Source organism: Arthrobacter sp. P4_F10 (assembly GCF_056401435.1).
This window is the reverse complement of sequence record NZ_JBFUJJ010000046.1, coordinates 1-19673: the sequence shown is the minus strand read 5'-3', so window position 1 is coordinate 19673 and position 19673 is coordinate 1. Positions and strand designations below refer to the sequence as shown.

Sequence of the window (19673 nt, the reverse complement as noted above, 5' to 3'; positions counted from 1 at the left end):
CTTCGAACATCCGCTCCGCCGCTAGGATGCCGTCGGGACAGCGGCCGCGAGAGAAGAAATGATCACCGCTGGTCGCAAGCGGCGCAATCTGGCATGCCGACCCGCGAAGGTACGTCAACTGGATCGTTTCACGGCGCTCGATTGGTGCCTGGGCCGATCGGGTGACGGCGTCCTCATCAGATGAACAGGAACTTGGGAGAGCGCGCACCATGAGCAACGAATGAACAGCCCCCGACGTTGCAGTGGACGTCCGGTTCACCCTGGCCGGTACACCCCTGACCGTCCGGCATAACGGCCAGGGGCTGGAAACCTGCGAGTGGCTCCCGACGCCTCACTGGCCCCACGGCGCGCTGGCGTTGCTGTTGCCACGGAATTTTCCGAAGAGGATCCTCAATGTCATAGGACTCCACGGTGTACGTCAAGACCGAAGCCATGACCATTGTCAGCACCGTAGACACGATCCCAGCGGTGAAGGGTTTGACTATGGCCGCCAGCACGCTCGAAATAGGGCGGACTGCTTTCGGGAGACAGGCATGGGCGAATGCGTTTGCCGAGCTGTCAGCCGCAGACCGTGGCGTGCGGTTGGAACCCGATGATCTCGAATTGCTCGCCACGTCAGCCTACTTGATAGGCAGGGACGACGTCGGCGAACAGGTCCTGGCACGCGCGCACCGAGAGCGATTGCGTCGTGCGGATCGCTCCGGCGCAGCCCGGTGCGGGGTTTGGCTCGCAATACACCTCGTGCTGGGCGGCGAGAACGCCCGGGCCGGGGCCTGGCTCGCGCGCGCCCGCCGATTGCTCGACGACGTCGGACATGACTGTGCCGAGCAGGGATACGTCCTAGTGTTGGCCGGACTCGAAAGCCTGGCGGAGGGCAACGTACCAACTGCGCGCGCCACGTTCAGCCTTGCCGCTGACTCAGGCGACCGCTTCCGTGACCCCGATCTGATGGCGCTGGCCCGGCTCGGGCTCGCGCAGTCCCTGGTAGGTGCGCGTGAAACGACCCGGGCCGTAGAGTTGCTGGACGAAATTATCGTCCCTGTCACTGCCGGGGAAGTGTCCCCAGTCGCTGCCGGAATCGTATATTGCGCCGTGATCGAGGCGTGTTTTGACGTGTTCGACCTGCCTCGGGCGCAGGACTGGACGGCGGCTCTCAGCCGCTGGTGCGCGGCCCAACCGGATTTGGTCCCGTACAGAGGGCAGTGCCAAGTGCACCGGGCCCAGATCCTGCAACTCCATGGTGCCTGGACGGATGCCGTGATTGCCGTACAGGCCGCCTGCAGGCGGCTGGCCGACCCGCCGGACCAGCCCGCACTCGGCGCAGCGTACTACCAACTGGGCGAACTGCATCGCCTGTGCGGCGAATATGCAAAGGCCGAGGCGGCCTACTTGCATGCCAGCCGATGGGTGCGGGACCCGCAGCCAGGACTCGCGCTGCTTCGGCTTGTCCAAGGGCAAATCGAGGCGGCTGCCGCGGCCATTCGCCGGTCGCTTAGCGAAGCAGGGAACAGTGTGGACCGCGCCAAGCTGCTCGGCCCTTGTGTCGATATTATGCTCGCGGCAGGTGATGTGCCGGCCGCCCGGGCGGCGACCGACGAACTCCAGGGAATCGCGGAGGGATTCGGCGGGTCGTGGCTAGGCGCGCAGGCGGCGCAGGCCTCTGGAGCCGTACTCGTCGCAGAGGGGCATTCGCAGTCTGCAATGGCGGCGTTGCGCCGCGCCTGGACGGACTGGCAGGAACTCGACGCACCATATGAAGCGGCCCGTGTCCGGGTCCTGATGGGACTGGCATGCAGCGGCCTCGGAGACGAACACTCGGCGGAAATGGAGTTCGACGCCGCCCGGTGGGTGTTTCAAGAGCTGGGCGCCCTGCCGGATGTGGCCAGGATAGACACGTTGCAGCCAGGAGTTGGCCACGGGAGCGAAATCCCGCTGACGGTCCGCGAGAGGGAGGTGCTGCGCCTGGTCGCGAGCGGGCAAACGAACCGGGCGATTGCTGCCGACTTGTTCCTGAGCGAGCGGACAGTGGCACGCCACGTCAGCAACATTTTCACCAAGCTAGACCTATCATCACGCTCTCAAGCTACTGCCTTCGCCTACGAGCATGGACTCATTCAGGGCGGTAAGCCCGTGGCCTGAATTACCGGGTGCGGAATTGGGCAATTCTACCGATGCGCCGCGTGGCCACCGCTGCCTAATCTCGTGTGCACAAGCAGCAGCGACACAAGCCTGAATGGAGCGAAACAATGTCAAGGCACCTGGTGGAAAGGGAGTCCAACGGCGGGCGAACCGTGATCGCCGGACTCGACGGCGGCGCGGTTCACCTGAAGGACGACCAACTGGAGGGACTGGCCTCCGGCATTGGACGGCCGCTCCTGCGGCCCGGCGTTGACGGCTGGGCGGCAGCGGTCATGCTGTGGAACGCCGATGTGGCCAAGGCCCCCGCGCTGGTGGTCCAGGCCGCGTCTGCACAGGACGTCGCGGCTGCCGTCTCCTTTGCCCGGGACAACCGCCTGCTGCTCAGCATCAAGGGCGGCGGCCACAATATCGCCGGAACAGCCGTGGCCGAAGGTGGATTGATGCTCGACATGTCCGGAATGAACGCCGTCAGCGTCGATCCGGAAGCCCGGCTCGCACGGGTCGGTCCGGGATGTCTGCTGCAGGACGTGGACCGGGCCACACAGGAATACGGGTTGGCGACCGTGCTTGGCTTCATCTCCGAGGTTGGCGTCGCAGGACTGGCCCTCGGTGGCGGCCTCGGCTATCTGACCCGCCGATTCGGCTGGACGGTCGACAATTTGGAAGAGGTCGAAATCGTTACAGCTGACGGTCAGATCCGCACCGCCAACCGTGCCGAAAACGCCGACCTGTTTTGGGGGGTGCGCGGAGCCGGGGCCAACCTCGGAGTCGTCACCCGCTTCACGTTCCGGCTGCATGCCGTCGGCCCAATCGTGTTCGGGGGCTTCATCGCCTGGCCCTCCGAGCGGACAGATGAGATCCTCCGCGCCTACCGGACAATGACGGGCGACGCGCCCCGGGAGCTTGCCGTGTGGCTGCTCCTCATGCAGGCGCCACCGGAGCCGTTCATCCCGCTGGAGTGGCAGGGCAGGAAGATCTGTGCCATGACCGTCTGCTACACCGGTGAGCTTGACCGCGTCGACGAGGTGCTCGCGCCGATCCGCGCGCTCGGCAAACCCATCGTGGACCTGCTTTGCGAGCAGCCGTATACCCAGATCCAGTCCTACCTCGACGACGGTGAGCCCAAGGGCCTGCACTATTACTGGAAGACCGAGTTCGTCGCCGCTCTCAGCGACGGGCTCCTCGCGACCGTCGTGGACCAGTTCGCCGAGTGTCCGGTCCCGGGCGCGGAGCTGGGGTTCCTCCACCTCGGCGGAGCGCTCAACGAACGCGCCGAGGACGACGGCGCGGTCGGGAACCGGAACGCGCAGTATGTGCTCGGCGTCAACGGCATGTGGGAGCCGAACGAGCCCCGGGCGGACGCGTACCGCCAGTGGATCCGCGACGCCTGGCAGCGGCAGCGCCCCTTCGCGACCGGCCGCACTTACATCAACTTCCAGACCGCAGACGACAGCCAGGAGCGTGTCCGCGCGAGCTACGGCGCAAACTACGCGCGGCTCGTGGACATCAAACGCAGATATGACCCGGGAAACCAGTTCCGGGTGAACCGCAACGTCGTACCCACAGCCGTTCCGGAAAGCGGATGACGGGCGGGGCGCTGGTCATGCGCGGCGGCAGTGTGGCCCGCGGTGGAAATCAACTGCCTGCTGCCGGCTAGGGCGAGCCCCGCTACGCCCGCGGGGCCGCCATGGGTCGAAAGCCGCGATTTGGCATACAACCAGGCCACGACTCCGGCATCGCCCAAAGGTCGATGCGGACGTTGTCGGGAGGACTTCGTCCAACAATCGCACTCACCACGCCGCTTCTTCATGCAGTCGCGTCAGGGCGTACGGCCCCCGCACCAGTCGGAGGTCCACCGCCGCCCCGTAAGCCGGTCCGCCACCACAACATATCCTGCCCGTTCCCCCCACCGCGAAAAATCCCATTCAGATACCGGGCTCACAAGTTGGCGCGTGCCCCGCCCGGGCCTGCGCGAAGCCTCGCCGCGGTCAGTGATGGCGCCACGCCTGTCATCACCAAACTCGACAGGCTCGCCCGATCCCTCCCGGAACACCTGCGCCTAACGGGTCGGACCAAGTTGACCTGAGCCGCCCCTGAGCCGTCGTCAGCGGCCCCGAATCGGACAGGGAGACAGCCCTATCCCCGGAACGGCGCGTTCCCCTTCTGGAGGGCTATCGGACGAGCGGGAATTCGTCAGCGCCGCAATCCACGAGTGTTTCGGCGATGGCCTGATCGAGGGGTGTTCCCTCTTCGGTCAGCGGACGTCCATCGGGGCGGCCGTACATGTACACGTTCTCCATGCTGACCAGACGGGCGCCGGTGCCTTCGGCGGCGGCCAGTACCCCGGACTGCAGGGCTTAGAACTGTGTGTTCCACTCAGGGTATGGCGGGTTCAGGGTCTGATAAACGACGGCGCCCCGCGGGCTGCTTCGGCGGCGAATGCGGTATCGCTGGCGTCCCCGGCGGCAACTTCCACGTCGTTGGGACCGCGTGCTCGTCCTGACCGGTTCACGAGCCGGACGGTCCGGCCGCGGCTCCGGAGGGCGTCGTACGTGGCGAGCCCGATGGCTTCGGTACCGAAGATGACGTGCAGTCCCGTGCTCACGCTGCTGCTACCCCGGCCGTCTCGCCGGGGCGCTGTTCCACGGCGGGCCGGCGAGACCACGATGCTGACGCCGAGTGCAGCCACCCACAACCCCCAGCCGGTGCTGCCGAGGAGGCCCGCAAGGTCCCAGACGGGGAAGCCCGGGAGTGCGGTGGCAATGATGTCGCCCTGATTCAGCAGGTAGATCATGCTGACGGCGAGTCCGACGGCACCGAGCCAGCGCGGAAGGACCCCGCTGCGCAGGATGATCACGCAGAGTGTGACCGACCACGCGATGACAAGCAACTGACCCAGATGCTCCCCCGGCAGCGCTCCGCCGAACTGATGTTGGGCGGTCCAGGCGGCGTCCACGGCCGCCCGTGTCGTGGCGTCGCCGCTGACATAGGAGCCGGCCAGGGGCGGAACGACGAACACCCAACGCAGGAATCCTATGAGAGACAGCAGCACCGAGGCGGCACCTGCGTACGTGGCGACCCGCAGGACCGGATCCTGGCGGAGGCCGAGCGCCGCGGGCAGTAGCAGAACCGGTACGGCAAGGAGCCCGTACGCCCAGGCCGTCGCAAACCAGATCCAGACCAACCTGGGACCGTCGGCTGCGAATGCCGCCAGCACCACGCTGGCCGGCTCCCGCAGGATGTCCGGCCAGTCAAACGTTACCGAACGTGTGGTGGCTGCCGCGGCGAACGCGAGGGCGCACACAACGAACAATCCGCCCGTCACCCAGCGAAGGTTCCTGTCCGAGTACGTGAATGTCACGACGGTCAATGTTCAACATCCAGTTTCCGGCCGGGCATAAGTCAGTCCAGTATTTCCATCTGGAAGCCGCCGCCGCGGCGCCGGACCCTGGTGCGCGGATACACCTCCAGGGGCACGTCACCGAGTTGTTCGGTTGACGCCGAGGCGTACATCCACACACATTGGCCGGGTGGACATAGAGGAAGCCGCATTCAACGCAGGCCCCATCATCCTGCCTCCGCCGGCATCACGGTAGCTCTGCGCCGGGACGCTGACAAGGACACGGCACACCTCGGCCAATTGGCTCCGCCCTCGCGCACCCCCCGCTGCCGCCGTCCCGAAAATCGGCAAGTCGGCGGTGTTCCCCGGGGCACTCTGGAAGGCCTGCCTTTCAGGGCTGTGTTGCGTCGAAGAAACGCTCGTCCGGTCCGGTTGCCGTGATCTGGCCTGCCCGGGACCGGATAAAATCGCGGTCTTCCTGTGAGAGCGTAATCTCGCCGTGCTGGTCACAGTCGGCGCTTCCGCCGGTCGCCTCACAGATGGTGGCCACCATCGTGCGCGGGAGGATCAGGCATCCCGGGTTGTCGACCAGCCATTGCCGCGTTTCGGGCCTGAGCCTGTGCCAGTTGTCCTTGACGATCATCTCCATCGATGCTGCCTTCCTGTGGTGGCCACGGCCGAAGCGCCAGGTCCGGGTAGTGGATCGTGCTCAGCCTACGCCCCGCGATCGGAGAATGACACGGCGCTCGGAGCTGAATGGTCGCATGGAGGGAACGGACTTACCGGCACGTACAGAGGCTGATCCTCGAGCGTGGAAGCTTGAATGCAGTGGCGGCCACGATGACTCCGGCGCCGAATTCAACAGCCACCTCAGAGGTGGCGGAGGAAGGGCGCGCGGCTCGAATAGGCGCTCTAAATGGACAGCCTGACCTATGCAGTGCGGGCAGCGTGAATGCTCAACCGAGGTAACCCCGCCGATTCCGCAGGCCGCGCCAATCGCCACCACCTGTGTCTCAATCGGCGGCTGAGCGAACGACACACCACTCGTTGCCTTCCGGATCCTGCAAGACCTGGAATGTGCCCACTGAATCGGCATGGATTGCGCCAACCATTACAGCGCCAAGGGCTACCGCCGCAGCGGCAGCGCCAGGCACGTCATCCACGTGCACATCTATATGGAGGCGGTTCTTCACCTGCTTCGTCTCGGGCACGCGCTGGAAGGCTAATCGCGTCCATCCCGGCGGATCGATGAACGACCATTCATTGCTTCGATGCACGGGAGTTCCGCCAAGGACAGTGGCCCAGAACTCAGCGAGTGTGGCTGGATCTTGGCAATCCACCACTACCTCGTCAACGCTTCCAATCATTTTCGGAGCATACCTGAGCAACGCGTCCGCCGGTGTCCGACCCACAAACGACCACGTCCGAAGCCGAAAGTGTGGACAACGAACACACCCCCAAAATTGTCCTTCTGAGCACGCCGAACGCCTCCCGCGCTCCCCATTGAGGGGCGCGGTTCTCCTTTGACCTGGCAAGAGTGGGGACTTCCCATACGGGTTCACGCCGTCCAAGTTTCTAGGGCACGGCACCCCGCAATCAACGGAGCTTTCAACGACTGGGAAGCCGAACTGACAACGAACAACTCCATGGCCACGACACCTCCTTCGCGCAGCCCATGAGCTCCCGCCGGGCTCTTTGCCGGGACCTGCTGCGGTGCCAGTTCCGGGTGGTGCAGGTCCCAGGCGGGGCGTTCGGGCTCACCGTTTCCCGCATGCCGGTCCCCCATCGCGACATCCTCGGCCCGCACTGGCTCTGCGAGAAAATCCGACACAGTTGCTGGGACCCTTGATTCTCGTACATCCCGCCCGCAATACTGTCCCGCTCTACTTGGACAATCGCGATAGTTGCACCTGCCCGCGCAGATCTCCGGCTACGCCCGGGTCTCCACCAACCAACAAGACCTAACAACGCAGCGCAAGGCACTTACGAGTCTGGGCGTCCTCGAGGGCCTAATCAATGGTGACCACGGCGTGACCGGAGAACGGGAACGGCCGGGACTGAACGAAGCCCTGGCGGCCGTCCGGGCCGGCGGCACCCTGATCGTCACCAAACTCGATAGGTTCGCCCGGCCCCTACCCGATGCTCGAGAACATCATCGAGGACAGGAGTTCCGGCCGCCGACAGGGACGATCATGAGAATTTGATCCCAAGTCACAGCAAGTCATGCAGTTTCCAAGCGCTCCCAGCCATGAAGGTGAACCCAGCAACACCGCTGTCCACGTCAAAAGAAGGAGCCGCCAGACCGCAACGGCCACCAACAAAAATGGGCCCCGGGGCCCATAAAGGAGATTTGTACACATTCAGAGGACCACAAGCCCCTGAACAGTGAAAACACGTGCCCGAGGTGGGACTCGAACCGCATTCCCTCCCACGCAAACACTGGACTCCCCCGGAAACATGCGGAATCCGACCCGAACCGACCTAGGTACGACCCAGTCCGACGTGTTATGTCGCAGGACATAGGTGACAGTTCTTTGTCAGGTCAATGGTGACAGTTCCGAGGTTCTTGGTGGTGACACTTCTGCCGATCTGATTGGTGGATGAGTGGAGTTGAGCCTGTTGATCCTCGTGTCCGTTTAGCGATCTCGCAGTGGCCGGATGATCCGCCGCGTGGTGCTGTGACATCGTTCTGTGCCGAGCATGGCATCTCCCGTAAGACGTTTTACGTGTTGCTGGGCCGGGCCCGGGCCGAGGGCCCGGCTGCAGCGTTGGAACCGCGGTCCCGCCGGCCGCGCACGAGCCCGTCCAAGATCGGTGAGGAGGCCAAGGAGCAGGCACTGCGGGTGCGGGCTGCTTTGGAGCGCTCGGGCCTGGACCACGGACCGATCAGCGTGTTCGAGAAAATGAAATCCATGGGCCTGGAACCGGTGCCCTCGGTTGCGTCGCTGGCCAGAATCTTCCGTGAAACCGGTGTCGCGAGGCTGGAGCCGCGGAAGAAGCCCCGGGCCGCGTACCGCCGGTTCGTTTACCCGGCCCCGAACTGTCTGTGGCAGCTGGACGCGACCGAGTACGTCCTCACCGGCGGCCGTAAATGCGTGATCTTCCAGCTCATCGATGACCACTCCCGCTTCGCGGTCGCCTCCCACGTCGCCGCCGGGGAAACATCCGAGGCCGCGATCGCGGTGGTGAAGAAGGGCATCACCGCGCACGGGGTGCCCCAGAAACTGCTCACGGACAATGGGGCCGCGTTGAACCCTTCACGGCGAGGCCGCCAAGGCCAGCTCCTCACGCACGTTACCTCCCTGGGGATCGAGGCGATCACCGGGAAACCCTACAAACCAACCACACAGGGCAAGAACGAACGCTTCCACCGGACCCTGTTCCGTTTCTTGGACAAACAACCCCTCGCCGGGAGCCTTGAACAGCTTCAGGAACAGGTCGRCGCGTTCGATCAGCTCTACAACACCGAACGCCCCCACCAGGGCCTGCCCGGACGGATCACCCCGCAACAAGCATGGGCCGCCACACCGGCTGCCGAGCCACCCCACCCGAAACCCGTCCCGACCCTCACCCAGGACAGCACCCACGGCAGCGGCCAGGCCACCCGCATCGCCTACCCCAACGGCAGAGTCACGATCAACAGCGTGGTCTACATGATCGGCAAACCCTACGCCCGGCAGTGCATCCACGCGCTCTGGGACCCCGAGACAATCCAGTTCTTCGATGACCAGGGCACCCACATCACGTCCTACCCCCGTCCACAGGCCGGGACCAAAACAGTCGGAAACGGCAAGCCCCCCGGATTCACGGCGAAACAACCCCCAACCGTCACCGATGTCCTGATACACGAAATGTCACCGATGTCCTGATCCAGAACCGTCACCCATGTCCCGAGACATCACACGACCCAGTCCGACGGCCAAAGTGTGCACATTGTGCACACCACTTTCTTCACGGACACGAATGTCCCGCTATGGCAAATGCGCCCCGTCCGACCAACCGGGCAACCGTCTCAGTCGTCCTGTCCGTCCCCTTGCGACATCCAGTAATCATTGATCGCCTGAATGGCCTGCTCTTTCGTCATCCCGGCAACATCTCGTTCATCTATTCCAACAGTGTGGGTGAGTTGCCAGACCAGCGCTAGGGGAATAGCCGAAGTGCGAGGGGCTGCCATTCCGCGGCCAGGCAGTACTCCGTCATCGACACATGCCCAAAACTCATCCTCACTGACCTCAAGCTGGTCTTGGAGAATATGGTTCCAGATCGAATTCGAATACATTGTTCGATCCACCGGGCGGGATATCCGGGTCCGCAGGATCCGACCATCTTGCAGAATCAACCGGTAGGTCGCGTGATGACGCACTGGTTTCCCGCGGGCATTCGTCACCAACTCCCAGCGCTCGGTTAGACAGAACTTCTCATGGTCGTCCCGTCCGCCTACGCGTCGGACGCTCATGCCACCGAGCCGGTGAGCCAGGCGGTCAATTGCTCATCGGTGGACAGGTCAATGAGCTGAACCAAGGCCCAGTTCTCGCGGTGATTGGGCGCCGCGTGCAAATGGTCCTCCCAATCCTCCGCGTAGTCTCGCAAAGCATCGACAAAGTCCGCCAGGGCTTCACTCAGCTCCGTGGCCTCAGCGGCAAAAGGCTGCCCTGGCATGAAGACAGCCCATGCTCCGTCTTCACTCACGACCTGGACATTGGCGACGACCGTCAATTCCAGATATCGGCGCAGGCTCTCGCCATTGACGACGGCGGCCGTGGCCCGGTCGGGCCGCCGTATTGTGGACAGTCCTCCCCGCTCGCTGAAATCCAGGATCATCTTCAACGAATCCCGCGCTTGGGTAAACCCGTAGACATGTCCACCGACCGTGTCGTGTGTGGGGGTGCTCATACATCAATCATCCGTACGTACACCAGGTACGTCAAGTACGCAGTCCTTCTCTTCCGACCCATAGTCGTCGAGGAGGACCATTTGGCGGCTTGTGCCGTCGCAAGGTCACCGAAGACTGTTCCTGCGGGGATGACGGCCTCACGTGCTTGATAGTTTCCGCGGATCAGTGAACCCGAGCGAGACGTACCCCGGCGCCCGCTTGTTCAGTGAAGCTGCCAGCACCGGAGTGGACTCGTCATGGTAGTCGTGAACGGTCGCGATCGTTTTTCCTGGGTATGGTCGGATAACTCGGCCAGCGTATTGGACCAGCCTGCCCTTGAAGGAAATGGGTGCCGCAAGGAACAAGGTATCCAGCTTCGGACAATCAAAGCCCTCGCCAATATACGAGCCGGTTCCCAGTACCAGCAGCGGCTGTGCGTCATCGGAGTTGGAAAGATGGTCGACGGCGGCATGCCGTTCCTTTGCGTTCATTGCGCCGGTGAAGGCCACCGGCTTCAGACCAGATGCCTCGAACCGGGACCTGAAGGAATCAAGATGGGCTTTCCAGGTCGTCAGTAAGAGGATTCGCGAGTTGTGTTCGTAAGCCGCCATGACGTCGTCGTAGATTTGCTGCAGGCGATCCTCGTTGGCGATCAAGTCCTTGTAAATGGCGGACATCCCGCCAGGCCCGCTGGGGTCAGCGCCGCCATTGTAAGCGTAGGACGTCCGATGCAACTTCAAAGCCAGCGTCGGCTCGGCAATCTCCTGCGAGTGGCGTGGCAGCTGCTGCGGAGCAGGGGGCGAAATGGTGTGCGTGATCTTGCCGAGCTGGTGGTAGATCAGCGAGTCCAGTTTGTCCCGCCGGTACGGTGTAGCCGTCAGCCCCAACCAGTACCGCGCAGGGATCTCGTTCATGACGTGGCTGAACGCCGCGGCGGGGACATGGTGGCACTCATCCACGATGACAAAACCGTACCCGGCGGTCAGCTCGGCAACGTTGTTGCGCCGCGCAAGCGTTGGCAAAAGCGCGACGTCGATGAGTCCCGTTGTCCTTGCACGCCCGCCACCTATTTGGCCGCACTTTTCGTCCATGAACTCGTGTATGCGGCTACGCCATTGGTCAGCCAGGGCCTTGCGGTCAACCAGGACCAGTGTGGATACGCCACGACGCGCAATGGCCGCACAGGCGATGACCGTTTTGCCGGTACCTGGCGGAGCCACCAAAATGCCTTGCTCCGTGGCAGTAGCGGCATCCATTGCGCCTAGTTGCTCCCCGCGGAGACGGGCCGTGAACTCGAAACTGTGAGCAGTGCCGACCGCGCGTTGATCATCAATTCGCAGTGTGCTGCCACTCGATTCGACCAGTTGATGCAATAGGGACAGCAACCCGCGAGGCAATATAAGGTCGCCATCAAGGGTTTCGTCGTAGTTGCGTAGAAAGCGCGGAATGTTCCAGGTCGACCGGCGCTGGCGTTGACGTTCGTAAAACTCTGGGTTCGGCATCGATGCGGCATGCTTGACTGCCGAAATCATGGCTGGCCCCAGGTCCGCGGCTTTGATGGTCAGGCGTGAGGCGAAGACTGTGCGGACGATGAGCGCAGGGCGAGGAACGATCTTGGACGATCGGGGCAGTTCGAGCCGGCGAACCTCGTGACCCAGCTTAACGGCAGGCAGCCTTCGGATGTGTGTGGTGACTTCCCGGTCCGAGAGCCGGTCCAGGCTGGACAGGTACGCCCATTGGTCCTCATACGGTTCCAGGGTCGTAGTATCCAGGAACAATGTGGTGCCGTGCTGGCGGCGTCTTCCGTTCAGCGGTGCAGCAATCAGGTTGCCCAGGCCTTTGCCCGAGTGGATGTCCTGGGATGGAAAAAGCCTGTCGTAACTGGCCAGGCTCATGCTGCCGCGCAATCCCATGGCCTCGTGGATCAGACCAGTGCCCAGCTGGCGTGCGGTTGACGCCGGGATGGCCGTGCTGAAAAAGATCCAGGCATGGGCGCCGCGCCCAGATTGGGACACTTCCAGCGCCGCCGGAATACCGCGGAAGCGTGCAGCCTTGACGTACGCCAAAGCATCCAGCATTGCTGCGCCGCCATCAAAATCCGCCGCTACCCACCAACAGGTGTCCTGTTCAGTCAGGGGATACAGGCCAATGTGCTGCAGCCCGCGCAGATGATCAGCAACGACCCCCGGAGTGAGGGCCAGATAGCTGGCACCGGCCATGTTCGCACCCTTACGCCAGCCACCGGCGACCGCGGGAACCCAACCGGAACGGCCATCTCGCGGGTTTTCCCACCGGAGCGCGTAGACATCGCTGCGTGCCCGGAACAAGTCCTGGAAGAAGCGGACTTTTTCCACCGGAGACGAATCCATACTCACCGGGCCACGGTGCATAACGGCGGGAATGACCGGCTGGTCCCGATGCGGAGCTCTTGACTCGGACTCGGTGAGTTCCAACAGTTTCCGCAGCCTGTCATTGTCGCGACGCAGCTCCTCGAGGTCACGCCTCAGGGCGTTGTCTGCCGCATCAGAGAGGCCCGGCAATGCAGTTTGCCCAGCACCTGCAGGGATGTCTTCACTCACAATTTCCATTGTGGGCGGAGGAACCCAGAAGTCCGAAACTTACTGTGAAATGCGTGCGGCCGTAGGCGTCTCCGGCGGCGAACGGCTCGAGCGGGACCAGGCACCTGGGTGGACGAACTAATGCCTGGAATCGATCAGACCGCCGGGTAAGAACCCACTCATGCAATCATGTCGAAAACCGGGCATGCAGTGATGGACAGGTATGACTGATCACCCAGACCGGCACGGCCACGGAGAAAGGACCCACGTGCCGCACACCCTTCATGCTGCGGACGGGCCCGACGCAATCCGCGGCTCCACGACCCGGGTCCTGCCCGCGCCCACAGATAGCCGTCTCAGCCATGAAGCGCCAGGACTAAAGCCAGTCATGTTATGTCGCGGACGTGGCTGCATGAACTCGTGTCAGCAAAAGTAGGCACGGAGGGAGTCACCGATGAGCCACGGCATCATCTGGACACGGGTGTGGACATGTTACACACCCCCTTTGGCCGGACAAACATGCGCCAGCCTCTCCCCCCAAGCCCTAAGAATCAGCGAATCGAGGCCAAGCATCTGGAAAATATTTGGCGCAGGTCATGTCATCACCACAATCTCACGGCGTGAATAGGTACAAGACCAACCACGCCAACCAGAGGTGGTCAGAAAGGAGACACCATTTGACCCCACACCCCAGCAAGGGGACGGCCTACCGGCCAGGGGCCCTGACCCCGCCACCACGCAACCGAACAGGCCACCGCGGCGGCCAGGCAACAGCCCGCACCAAGCGTCAGAGGGACCCGGGCAGGGTCAATGTCCACACGTTAGAGCAAAAACCCCCTCTGACGAGGAGGAATGTTGTGCCCGAGGTGGAACTCGAACCGGGTTCCAGCCCTTGGAAACCCGCCACTCCCCCGTAAACTTCCGCAATCCGGCCCGATCCGGCACCGGTACGAAGCCCAGGGTGTGGACACTGTCCACACCCCCTTTTTCTGCCTCACGGCAGTAGCACCGGAGCAGGAGAGGACACCCCAGCCGTCGCTCGGCTCCCTGCCTTTCCCGCTCCAAGACCACGGGTCAGCGGCGACAGCCCGCGCCCAATCATCGTCTTCGTCTGCTTCAAGAATCGTAATCACGGCCATCTACCTCCTTTCCGTCATCTCATGGCGGAACCGGCAAAAACCGACATGACGACCCCGTTACATTTATTGGGTCCCCGACCCATTATTGATCTCTCAACGCTGGCTCGAAGCTGTTTCTCATTGGCGGTGATACCCCCGCCGCAATTCCGGCTCAACGACGGGCAGCTGACTCAGGCAGCGGAGGTTCTTGGACAAGTTATGGAACGGGCGACAGCTGATGGTGCCGCGGCGCGGCTGCAGGCTTCTATGAGGACGCCGACGGCGCGTTCCAACGCTGCTGCTTCGAAGGTCATGGAGGGGTGGTGCAGCCCGGGTCGGACGTTTGCGCCGACGGCAAGCATGGCAGCCTGGAGCGCGGGGTTCCTTTGAGTGTAGAAGTGGAAGTCATCCGATCCTGAGGTCACAATTCCGGACTGCAGGTGATCGCTGCCTAATGTCGCGGTGATGGCAGATGCGAGGGCATCTTCAGCTTTGATTCCGATGATGGCCGCGGGCACGGCGTCCCGGAAGTCGAGGTTGATTTCCGAGCCGGTTAAGGCGGCCACTGACCGGCACACCCCGACGAGGCCCGTGTGGAGCGTCGACATAGCCTCATTTGTTTGGGCTCGGAGGTCCACACCGAAGGTGCCGCTGCCCGGGATGACGTTGAGGTTCCCTCCACCAGCCTGCAGCAGGGTCATCTTGGCGGAGCTGGGGACCTGCGGATCGACTTTGAGACGCTTGAGCCCTGCCGAAATTTCGAGTGCCACCTCTACGGCGTTAGCCCCGAGGTGCGGTCTTGCCCCGTGGTGGTCATCTCCTGTGATCGTGCCGTACGCAAAGAGGCATGCACCATGCGAGATGGACGGGGCCAGGAAGGGGGACGGAAGTTCACTTTGCGGGCGCAGGTGAACACCGAACAGGTACTCCAGGCCGTCCGTCACGCCGAGGGCTGCCACGAGGTCTGCCCCGTTGCCGAGTTCCTCGGCTGGTTGGAAGATGGCGCGCACTGCGCATTTCAGCTGTTCTGCCTGTTCTGCCAGTTCGAGCATCACGGTAGCGACAACTGCCATGTTCGCGTCGTGCCCGCAGGAGTGGACGACTGCGGTTTTTCCCGCTACTTCCTGCACCAGGGCGTCCATGTCTGCCCTGAGGCCGATGCGCGGCGTGCCTTGTCCAACATCGGCGGTGAAGCCGGGAATGGTCCCGAACTTGCCGATGGTCAATCCTGCAGTTCCCAGCAGTTCGGCCAGGTACTCCGAGGTGCCGTACTCCTTCATGCTGGGTTCGGGGTGGTTGTGCAAGTGCGTCCATATTTCCTGAAGACGACGACGGCGCGTCTCTTCGCGGGTCACCGGCTGATTTCGCATTCGCTCACGGTCAGTTCCGCCAGAACGTCCCGGTCGACGTCGATGCCCAGGCCCGGTCCCTCTGTGATGTGCACTTCGGGCAGGACGTACTGGAGGTTCCCGGGTTCCTTGGTGAATTTCATGGGGCCGGAGAGCTCGGTGGAGACGATGTTGGGGTGGCTGAGGGCGAGATGGAATCCGGCGGCGGAGGCGACGCTGGTTTCCAGCATGGAGCCGATCTGGACTTTCAGGCCGCCGAGTTCAGCCTGGGTGGCCAGGCGGTGACAGGGGGTGATGCCGCCGCTTTTCATGAGTTTGAGGTTCACCATGTCCACTGATCGGTCTTGGACGAATCGGGCCAGGTCGCCGGCGTGGACTACGGACTCGTCGGCCATGAGACAAGTGCTGGTGTCCTGGCGGAGGAGCTTGAAGCCATCGATATCATCGGCCAGGATCGGCTGTTCCACCCAGTCAATCCGGTAGGGCTCCAGGGCGCGGATCATTGCCCGTGCTGTGACTGGATCGGACCAGCCCTGGTTGGCGTCCACGCGGATGGCCAGGTCGTCGTTGATCGCTGACCGGACAGCGCGCACCCGTTCAATGTCCAGGCCGTCGTCGCCGCCCAGTTTCATCTTCAGGTGGCGGTAGCCTTGGCTTCGGGCCTGGGCTGCCTGCTCAGCGAGGACCCCTGGTGGAAGGATACTCAGGACCTTCGCGATGGTGGGTTGTTCGGGCCGGCGTCCGCCCAACAGCGCGTAGATCGGCCGGCCGGCAGCTTTTCCGGCCAAGTCCCAGCAGGCGATGTCGACAGCCGCTTTCGCGGCACCGCAGCCCTTGAGTGCGCGGTTTAGTTGCTGGTGGACTGCCGTGATGTCGCGTGGGTCCAGTCCCAGGATCGCTGGGATGAGTTCGGTCTTGAGTGCCTCGACCACTCCCCCGGGTGTCTCTCCGGTGATGTGTCCGTCCGGGACACTTTCGCCGTAGCCGATCGTTCCGTCGTCGGTTTCGAGGGCCAGGATGATGCTCGGCATTGAGTCATAGGTGGCATAGGAGACCACAAAGGGTTCCAGCAAGGGAACATCGATGAGGGTGATGGTGGCGCGGGAAATTTTCATTGAGGGCTCACTGTTCGTGGGATGTGGACGCCGCTGGTGCGCCGGGTTTTTAGGGACCGGATGCTTACATGACGCTTTCGAGGAAGGCGATAGTCCGCGGGTTTTGCGGGTTGTCCAGCACGTCGGCGGGGGCGCCGGATTCCACCACAACGCCGCCGTCCATGAAGACCACGCTGTCCGCGGCGCCGCGGGCGAAGCCGATCTCGTGGGTGACGACGATCATGGTCATCCCGTCAGCGGCCAGGGTGCGCATCACGTCCAGGACGTCGCCGACCAGTTCCGGATCAAGGGCGCTGGTGGGCTCATCGAACAGGAGGAGCTGCGGATCCATCGCCAGGGCCCGGGCGATGGCAACCCGCTGCTGTTGCCCGCCGGAGAGTTGCGCGGGATAGGCCTTTGCCAGGTGCGCGAGGCCGACACGGTCCAGTAGCTCCATTCCCCGCTTGATGGCATGTTGCTTCGGTACTTTCTTGACCCCTACGGGGGCTGCCCAGATGTTTTCCAGGGCGGTCATGTGGGGGAAGAGGTTGAAGCGCTGGAACACCATTCCGATGCCGCTGCGTTGCTTTGCCACTTCGCGGGGGTTCATTTCGAAGATCCGGTCCTGGCGCTGCGCGTAGCCGACCAGTTCGCCTCCCACGGAGATCCTGCCGCCGTCGATCCGTTCCAGGTGGTTGATGCAGCGCAGGAAGGTGGACTTGCCGGAGCCGGACGGGCCGAGGAGGCACATGACTTCGCCGGCATTGACAGAGAGAGAAATGCCTTTCAGCACTTCGACTCCGCCGTAGTGCTTACGGACGTTGGTGGCGACCAGGAGCGGCCGGGCGGGCGCGGGGTGTTCCTGATGCCGGGGGAAGGCCAGTGCCTCGGTCATGGCTGGGGTCCTTTCGATACGGCGTGGATCGGGGTTTTGCGCAGGGCGGCCCGGATCCTGCCGAGGGGGGTGGGGCTTTGCTGGCGGGCGTTGCCCCTGCCGTAGTGGCGTTCCAGGTAGTACTGGGGAACGGATAGCACCGAGGTGAGGAAGAGGTACCAGCAGCTGACCACTACTAGCAGCTCCACCTGCCGCAGGTTCTGGGAGGAGATCTGGGTGGCCACCGTGTAAAGCTCCAGCACCGCGATGACGGAGAGCAGCGACGTGTTTTTCAGCATCGAGATCGTCTCGTTGCCCATCGGCGGAATGATGACCCGCATCGCTTGCGGGAGCACCACCCTGAAGAGGGTGAAGGCCGGGGACATACCCAGGGACGAAGCGGCTTCATGCTGTCCGGTGTCCACGGAGAGCATGCCGCCCCGGATGATCTCGGCCGAGTATGCGGCCTGGTTCAGGGTCATGGCCAGGAGACCGGCGGTGAACGCAGGCACCAGCGTGTTGGTGTCCACGGAAAATACGGTGAAGTCGGTAAAGGGAACGCCGAGAGAGATCTGCGCATAGAGCAGCCCCAGATAGCCCCAAAAAACGACCTGGATCAGCAGCGGTGTACCCCGGAAGACCCAGACGTAGAACCAGGCGAAAGCATTCATCACGGGATTCTTGGAAAGCCGCATGACTGCCAGCAGGACACCCAAGATGGTGGATACCACCATGGAGACTAYGGTCAGCATAAGTGTGAGGCCTACGCCGCCGAGGATCCGCGGGTGAAAAAGGTAGCTACTGATCGTCCGGTGGTCGATGTTGGGGTTGGCCCACAGGGAAGATGCCAGAGCTGCGAAGCTGATGCCCAGCAATGCTGCTCCTACCCAGCGCCAGGGGTGTCGAAGTGGAACGGCCACGACGTCATCTGAACCGGAGCCGTCGGTGGAGTGCGGGCCTGCCTGTGCCGGTCCTTCCCGCCGCGGCGCTATTGTGGTGCCCTGTTTCATGGTTTGGTTCCCCCCAGGTTCAGTCCGGCTTCCTTGACGCTGTAGTCGGAGAGGTCGTACTTGGCCAGGATGCTGCCATACGTGCCGTCGGCGATGAGCGCCTGGAGGGCTGTCAGCAGGGCTTTGGAAAGTTCCGCATCCTTTTTCAGCACACCGATTCCGGTATGGACGGGATTGTATCCGGCCGGGTTAGCCGGGTCTTTTACGAGGTCAAAGATCTTGCCGTCACCGGCTGTCTTGGCGGCATACGCCGCCACTGCCGAGTCCACGACGTCGGCGGAGGCTTTCCCTGAACGGACCGCAGTCTGCACGTCCGTCTCCAGCGGGAGTTCCGAAACGCGGATCGGGCTGGATCCCTTGTCTTTGCACTGCTGGTCGTAGCTGCGCAGAATTTCGGCCTGAACGGTTGCCTTCTGCACTGCGACGTCCTTGTCGCATAGGTCAAGGGCTGTGGTGATGTTCTTCGGATTGCCCTCGGGGACAAGAATGGAGAATCCCGCGTGGAAGTAGTCAACGAAATCCAGGGATTCCTGCCGCTCGGGGGTGTCGTTCATCCCCGACATGATGATGTCGTTCTTGCCCGACTGCAGTGAGGGGATGATGCTGTCGAACGCCTGGGTCTGCAGCTCAAGCTTCACCCCGAGCTTCGCACCCAGGGCCTGGGCCAGGTCGAAGTCCAGACCGGTAAGTTGCTGATTTTCATCGAACATCTCCATGGGTGGATACGGGATGTCCGAGGCCACTTTAATTACTCCGGCGGCCTTGTAACGTTCGGGAAGGGCGGCTGCGGCGGCGGGGTCGACATCGGCTGCGGAGATAGTCTTCACCTCCGCGGCCGAAGTTGATCCTGCCCCGCACGCCGTTAGTCCTGAGGCGAGGGCCAGCCCGGCAGCGGCGAAGACTGTTCGGGCTTTGACTGCACGATAATTGGTACGCATTGGTGCTCCTTTGGGGTGGGTTATGCCTGGTCGGTTGTGGTCAGCCGGTACCAGCCGCTGCGTGTCACGCCGGAGGCCATATAGCCGGAGGCAAGGGCGGGTTCCAGGATCCCGCGGAGCATGCTCCGCCACTGGCTGGCCTGTTCTGGGGCCGCGGCCCTCATCGCGACAATGTCCCGGGGTGCCCGGCACCAGATCGTGCCTTCCGCTTCAAGGAGAACCGGCTGTTGATCCGGCCCGTACTCCAGCACGTTTCCCACGGCGGCAGCGCTCGGTTCCAAATCCTGAATTAGGCCGTGGCTGGCGTCGATGCTTCGCGCCGACGACAGCGGCCAGACTGCGACCAGCCGGTCGCTCTCGTCATTGGCGTTGATCTCGTC

The 19673-nt window shown here is 63.2% G+C and carries 14 protein-coding genes and 2 pseudogenes; 4 read left to right on the top strand and 12 right to left on the bottom strand.

Features of this window, described 5'->3' with window-relative positions:
- The first annotated feature begins 411 nt into the window (after positions 1 to 411).
- Together AC1DR1_RS21280 and AC1DR1_RS21275 are read left to right on the top strand one after the other, a co-directional pair.
- Positions 412 to 2139 (top strand): helix-turn-helix transcriptional regulator, encoded by a 1728-nt coding sequence (locus AC1DR1_RS21280; RefSeq protein ID WP_364746196.1) that lies wholly within the window; start codon positions 412 to 414, stop codon positions 2137 to 2139.
- Between the two features lie 107 nt (positions 2140 to 2246).
- On the top strand, positions 2247 to 3725 hold the full coding sequence (locus AC1DR1_RS21275) for an FAD-binding oxidoreductase (protein ID WP_364746193.1): 1479 nt from the start codon (positions 2247 to 2249) through the stop codon (positions 3723 to 3725).
- An 806-nt stretch (positions 3726 to 4531) separates the two neighbouring features.
- On the opposite strand, the gene AC1DR1_RS21270 is transcribed toward AC1DR1_RS21275, so the two are convergent.
- The 3 genes from AC1DR1_RS21270 to AC1DR1_RS21260 form a co-directional block, all read right to left on the bottom strand.
- On the bottom strand, positions 4532 to 5500 hold the full coding sequence (locus AC1DR1_RS21270) for a DUF4386 domain-containing protein (RefSeq protein WP_229996171.1): 969 nt from the start codon (positions 5498 to 5500) through the stop codon (positions 4532 to 4534).
- Positions 5501 to 5870: 370 nt separating this feature from the next.
- Entirely contained in the window at positions 5871 to 6128 is a 258-nt protein-coding gene (locus AC1DR1_RS21265) for a hypothetical protein (protein ID WP_229996170.1), read from the bottom strand.
- 364 nt (positions 6129 to 6492) lie between these two features.
- Entirely contained in the window at positions 6493 to 6846 is a 354-nt protein-coding gene (locus AC1DR1_RS21260) for a VOC family protein (protein ID WP_229996169.1), read from the bottom strand.
- Positions 6847 to 7389: 543 nt separating this feature from the next.
- Between AC1DR1_RS21260 and AC1DR1_RS21255 the strand changes: the two are divergent.
- Both AC1DR1_RS21255 and AC1DR1_RS21250 read left to right on the top strand, forming a co-directional pair.
- Positions 7390 to 7629, top strand: a pseudogene (locus AC1DR1_RS21255) (recombinase family protein); the annotation flags it as partial.
- A 450-nt stretch (positions 7630 to 8079) separates the two neighbouring features.
- On the top strand, positions 8080 to 9348 hold the full coding sequence (locus tag AC1DR1_RS21250; protein WP_476993263.1) for an integrase core domain-containing protein: 1269 nt from the start codon (positions 8080 to 8082) through the stop codon (positions 9346 to 9348).
- A 143-nt stretch (positions 9349 to 9491) separates the two neighbouring features.
- On the opposite strand, the gene AC1DR1_RS21245 is transcribed toward AC1DR1_RS21250, so the two are convergent.
- From AC1DR1_RS21245 to AC1DR1_RS21205, 9 genes and pseudogenes are all read right to left on the bottom strand, one after another.
- Positions 9492 to 9758, bottom strand: coding sequence for a hypothetical protein (locus tag AC1DR1_RS21245; protein WP_229996132.1), 267 nt, complete (start codon positions 9756 to 9758; stop codon positions 9492 to 9494).
- A gap of 173 nt (positions 9759 to 9931) precedes the next feature.
- Entirely contained in the window at positions 9932 to 10372 is a 441-nt protein-coding gene (locus AC1DR1_RS21240; RefSeq protein WP_229996133.1) for a hypothetical protein, read from the bottom strand.
- A 138-nt stretch (positions 10373 to 10510) separates the two neighbouring features.
- Positions 10511 to 12931, bottom strand: coding sequence for a DEAD/DEAH box helicase (locus tag AC1DR1_RS21235; protein WP_229996134.1), 2421 nt, complete (start codon positions 12929 to 12931; stop codon positions 10511 to 10513).
- 1288 nt (positions 12932 to 14219) lie between these two features.
- A complete protein-coding gene (locus AC1DR1_RS21230; RefSeq protein ID WP_229995357.1) occupies positions 14220 to 15398 on the bottom strand; it encodes an amidohydrolase in 1179 nt (392 codons plus the stop codon).
- Complete coding sequence (locus tag AC1DR1_RS21225; protein WP_229995358.1) at positions 15380 to 16492, bottom strand: mandelate racemase/muconate lactonizing enzyme family protein; 1113 nt, start codon at positions 16490 to 16492, stop codon at positions 15380 to 15382. Before AC1DR1_RS21225 ends, AC1DR1_RS21230 begins: the two co-directional genes overlap by 19 nt.
- Before the next feature lie 64 nt (positions 16493 to 16556).
- Positions 16557 to 17366 (bottom strand): amino acid ABC transporter ATP-binding protein, encoded by an 810-nt coding sequence (locus tag AC1DR1_RS21220; protein ID WP_229995359.1) that lies wholly within the window; start codon positions 17364 to 17366, stop codon positions 16557 to 16559.
- Positions 17363 to 18355, bottom strand: coding sequence for an amino acid ABC transporter permease (locus AC1DR1_RS21215; protein ID WP_476993262.1), 993 nt, complete (start codon positions 18353 to 18355; stop codon positions 17363 to 17365). Before AC1DR1_RS21215 ends, AC1DR1_RS21220 begins: the two co-directional genes overlap by 4 nt.
- Positions 18352 to 19293, bottom strand: a complete 942-nt coding sequence (locus AC1DR1_RS21210; RefSeq protein WP_229995361.1) for an ABC transporter substrate-binding protein — start codon at positions 19291 to 19293, stop codon at positions 18352 to 18354. The genes AC1DR1_RS21215 and AC1DR1_RS21210 overlap by 4 nt, the downstream gene beginning before the upstream one ends.
- Before the next feature lie 20 nt (positions 19294 to 19313).
- Positions 19314 to 19673 (bottom strand): annotated as a pseudogene (locus AC1DR1_RS21205) (hypothetical protein); the annotation flags it as partial.

Excerpts from the sequence above, each read along its gene's own strand:
- AC1DR1_RS21275 (WP_364746193.1), top strand. The coding sequence starts at position 2,247 with ATGTCAAGGCACCTGGTGGAAAGGGAGTCCAACGGCGGGCGAACCGTG.
- AC1DR1_RS21265 (WP_229996170.1), bottom strand. The coding sequence starts at position 6,128 with ATGGAGATGATCGTCAAGGACAACTGGCACAGGCTCAGGCCCGAAACG.
- AC1DR1_RS21260 (WP_229996169.1), bottom strand. The coding sequence starts at position 6,846 with ATGATTGGAAGCGTTGACGAGGTAGTGGTGGATTGCCAAGATCCAGCC.
- AC1DR1_RS21245 (WP_229996132.1), bottom strand. The coding sequence starts at position 9,758 with ATGTATTCGAATTCGATCTGGAACCATATTCTCCAAGACCAGCTTGAG.
- AC1DR1_RS21240 (WP_229996133.1), bottom strand. The coding sequence starts at position 10,372 with ATGAGCACCCCCACACACGACACGGTCGGTGGACATGTCTACGGGTTT.
- AC1DR1_RS21230 (WP_229995357.1), bottom strand. The coding sequence starts at position 15,398 with ATGCGAAATCAGCCGGTGACCCGCGAAGAGACGCGCCGTCGTCGTCTT.
- AC1DR1_RS21225 (WP_229995358.1), bottom strand. The coding sequence starts at position 16,492 with ATGAAAATTTCCCGCGCCACCATCACCCTCATCGATGTTCCCTTGCTG.
- AC1DR1_RS21220 (WP_229995359.1), bottom strand. The coding sequence starts at position 17,366 with ATGACCGAGGCACTGGCCTTCCCCCGGCATCAGGAACACCCCGCGCCC.
- AC1DR1_RS21210 (WP_229995361.1), bottom strand. The coding sequence starts at position 19,293 with ATGCGTACCAATTATCGTGCAGTCAAAGCCCGAACAGTCTTCGCCGCT.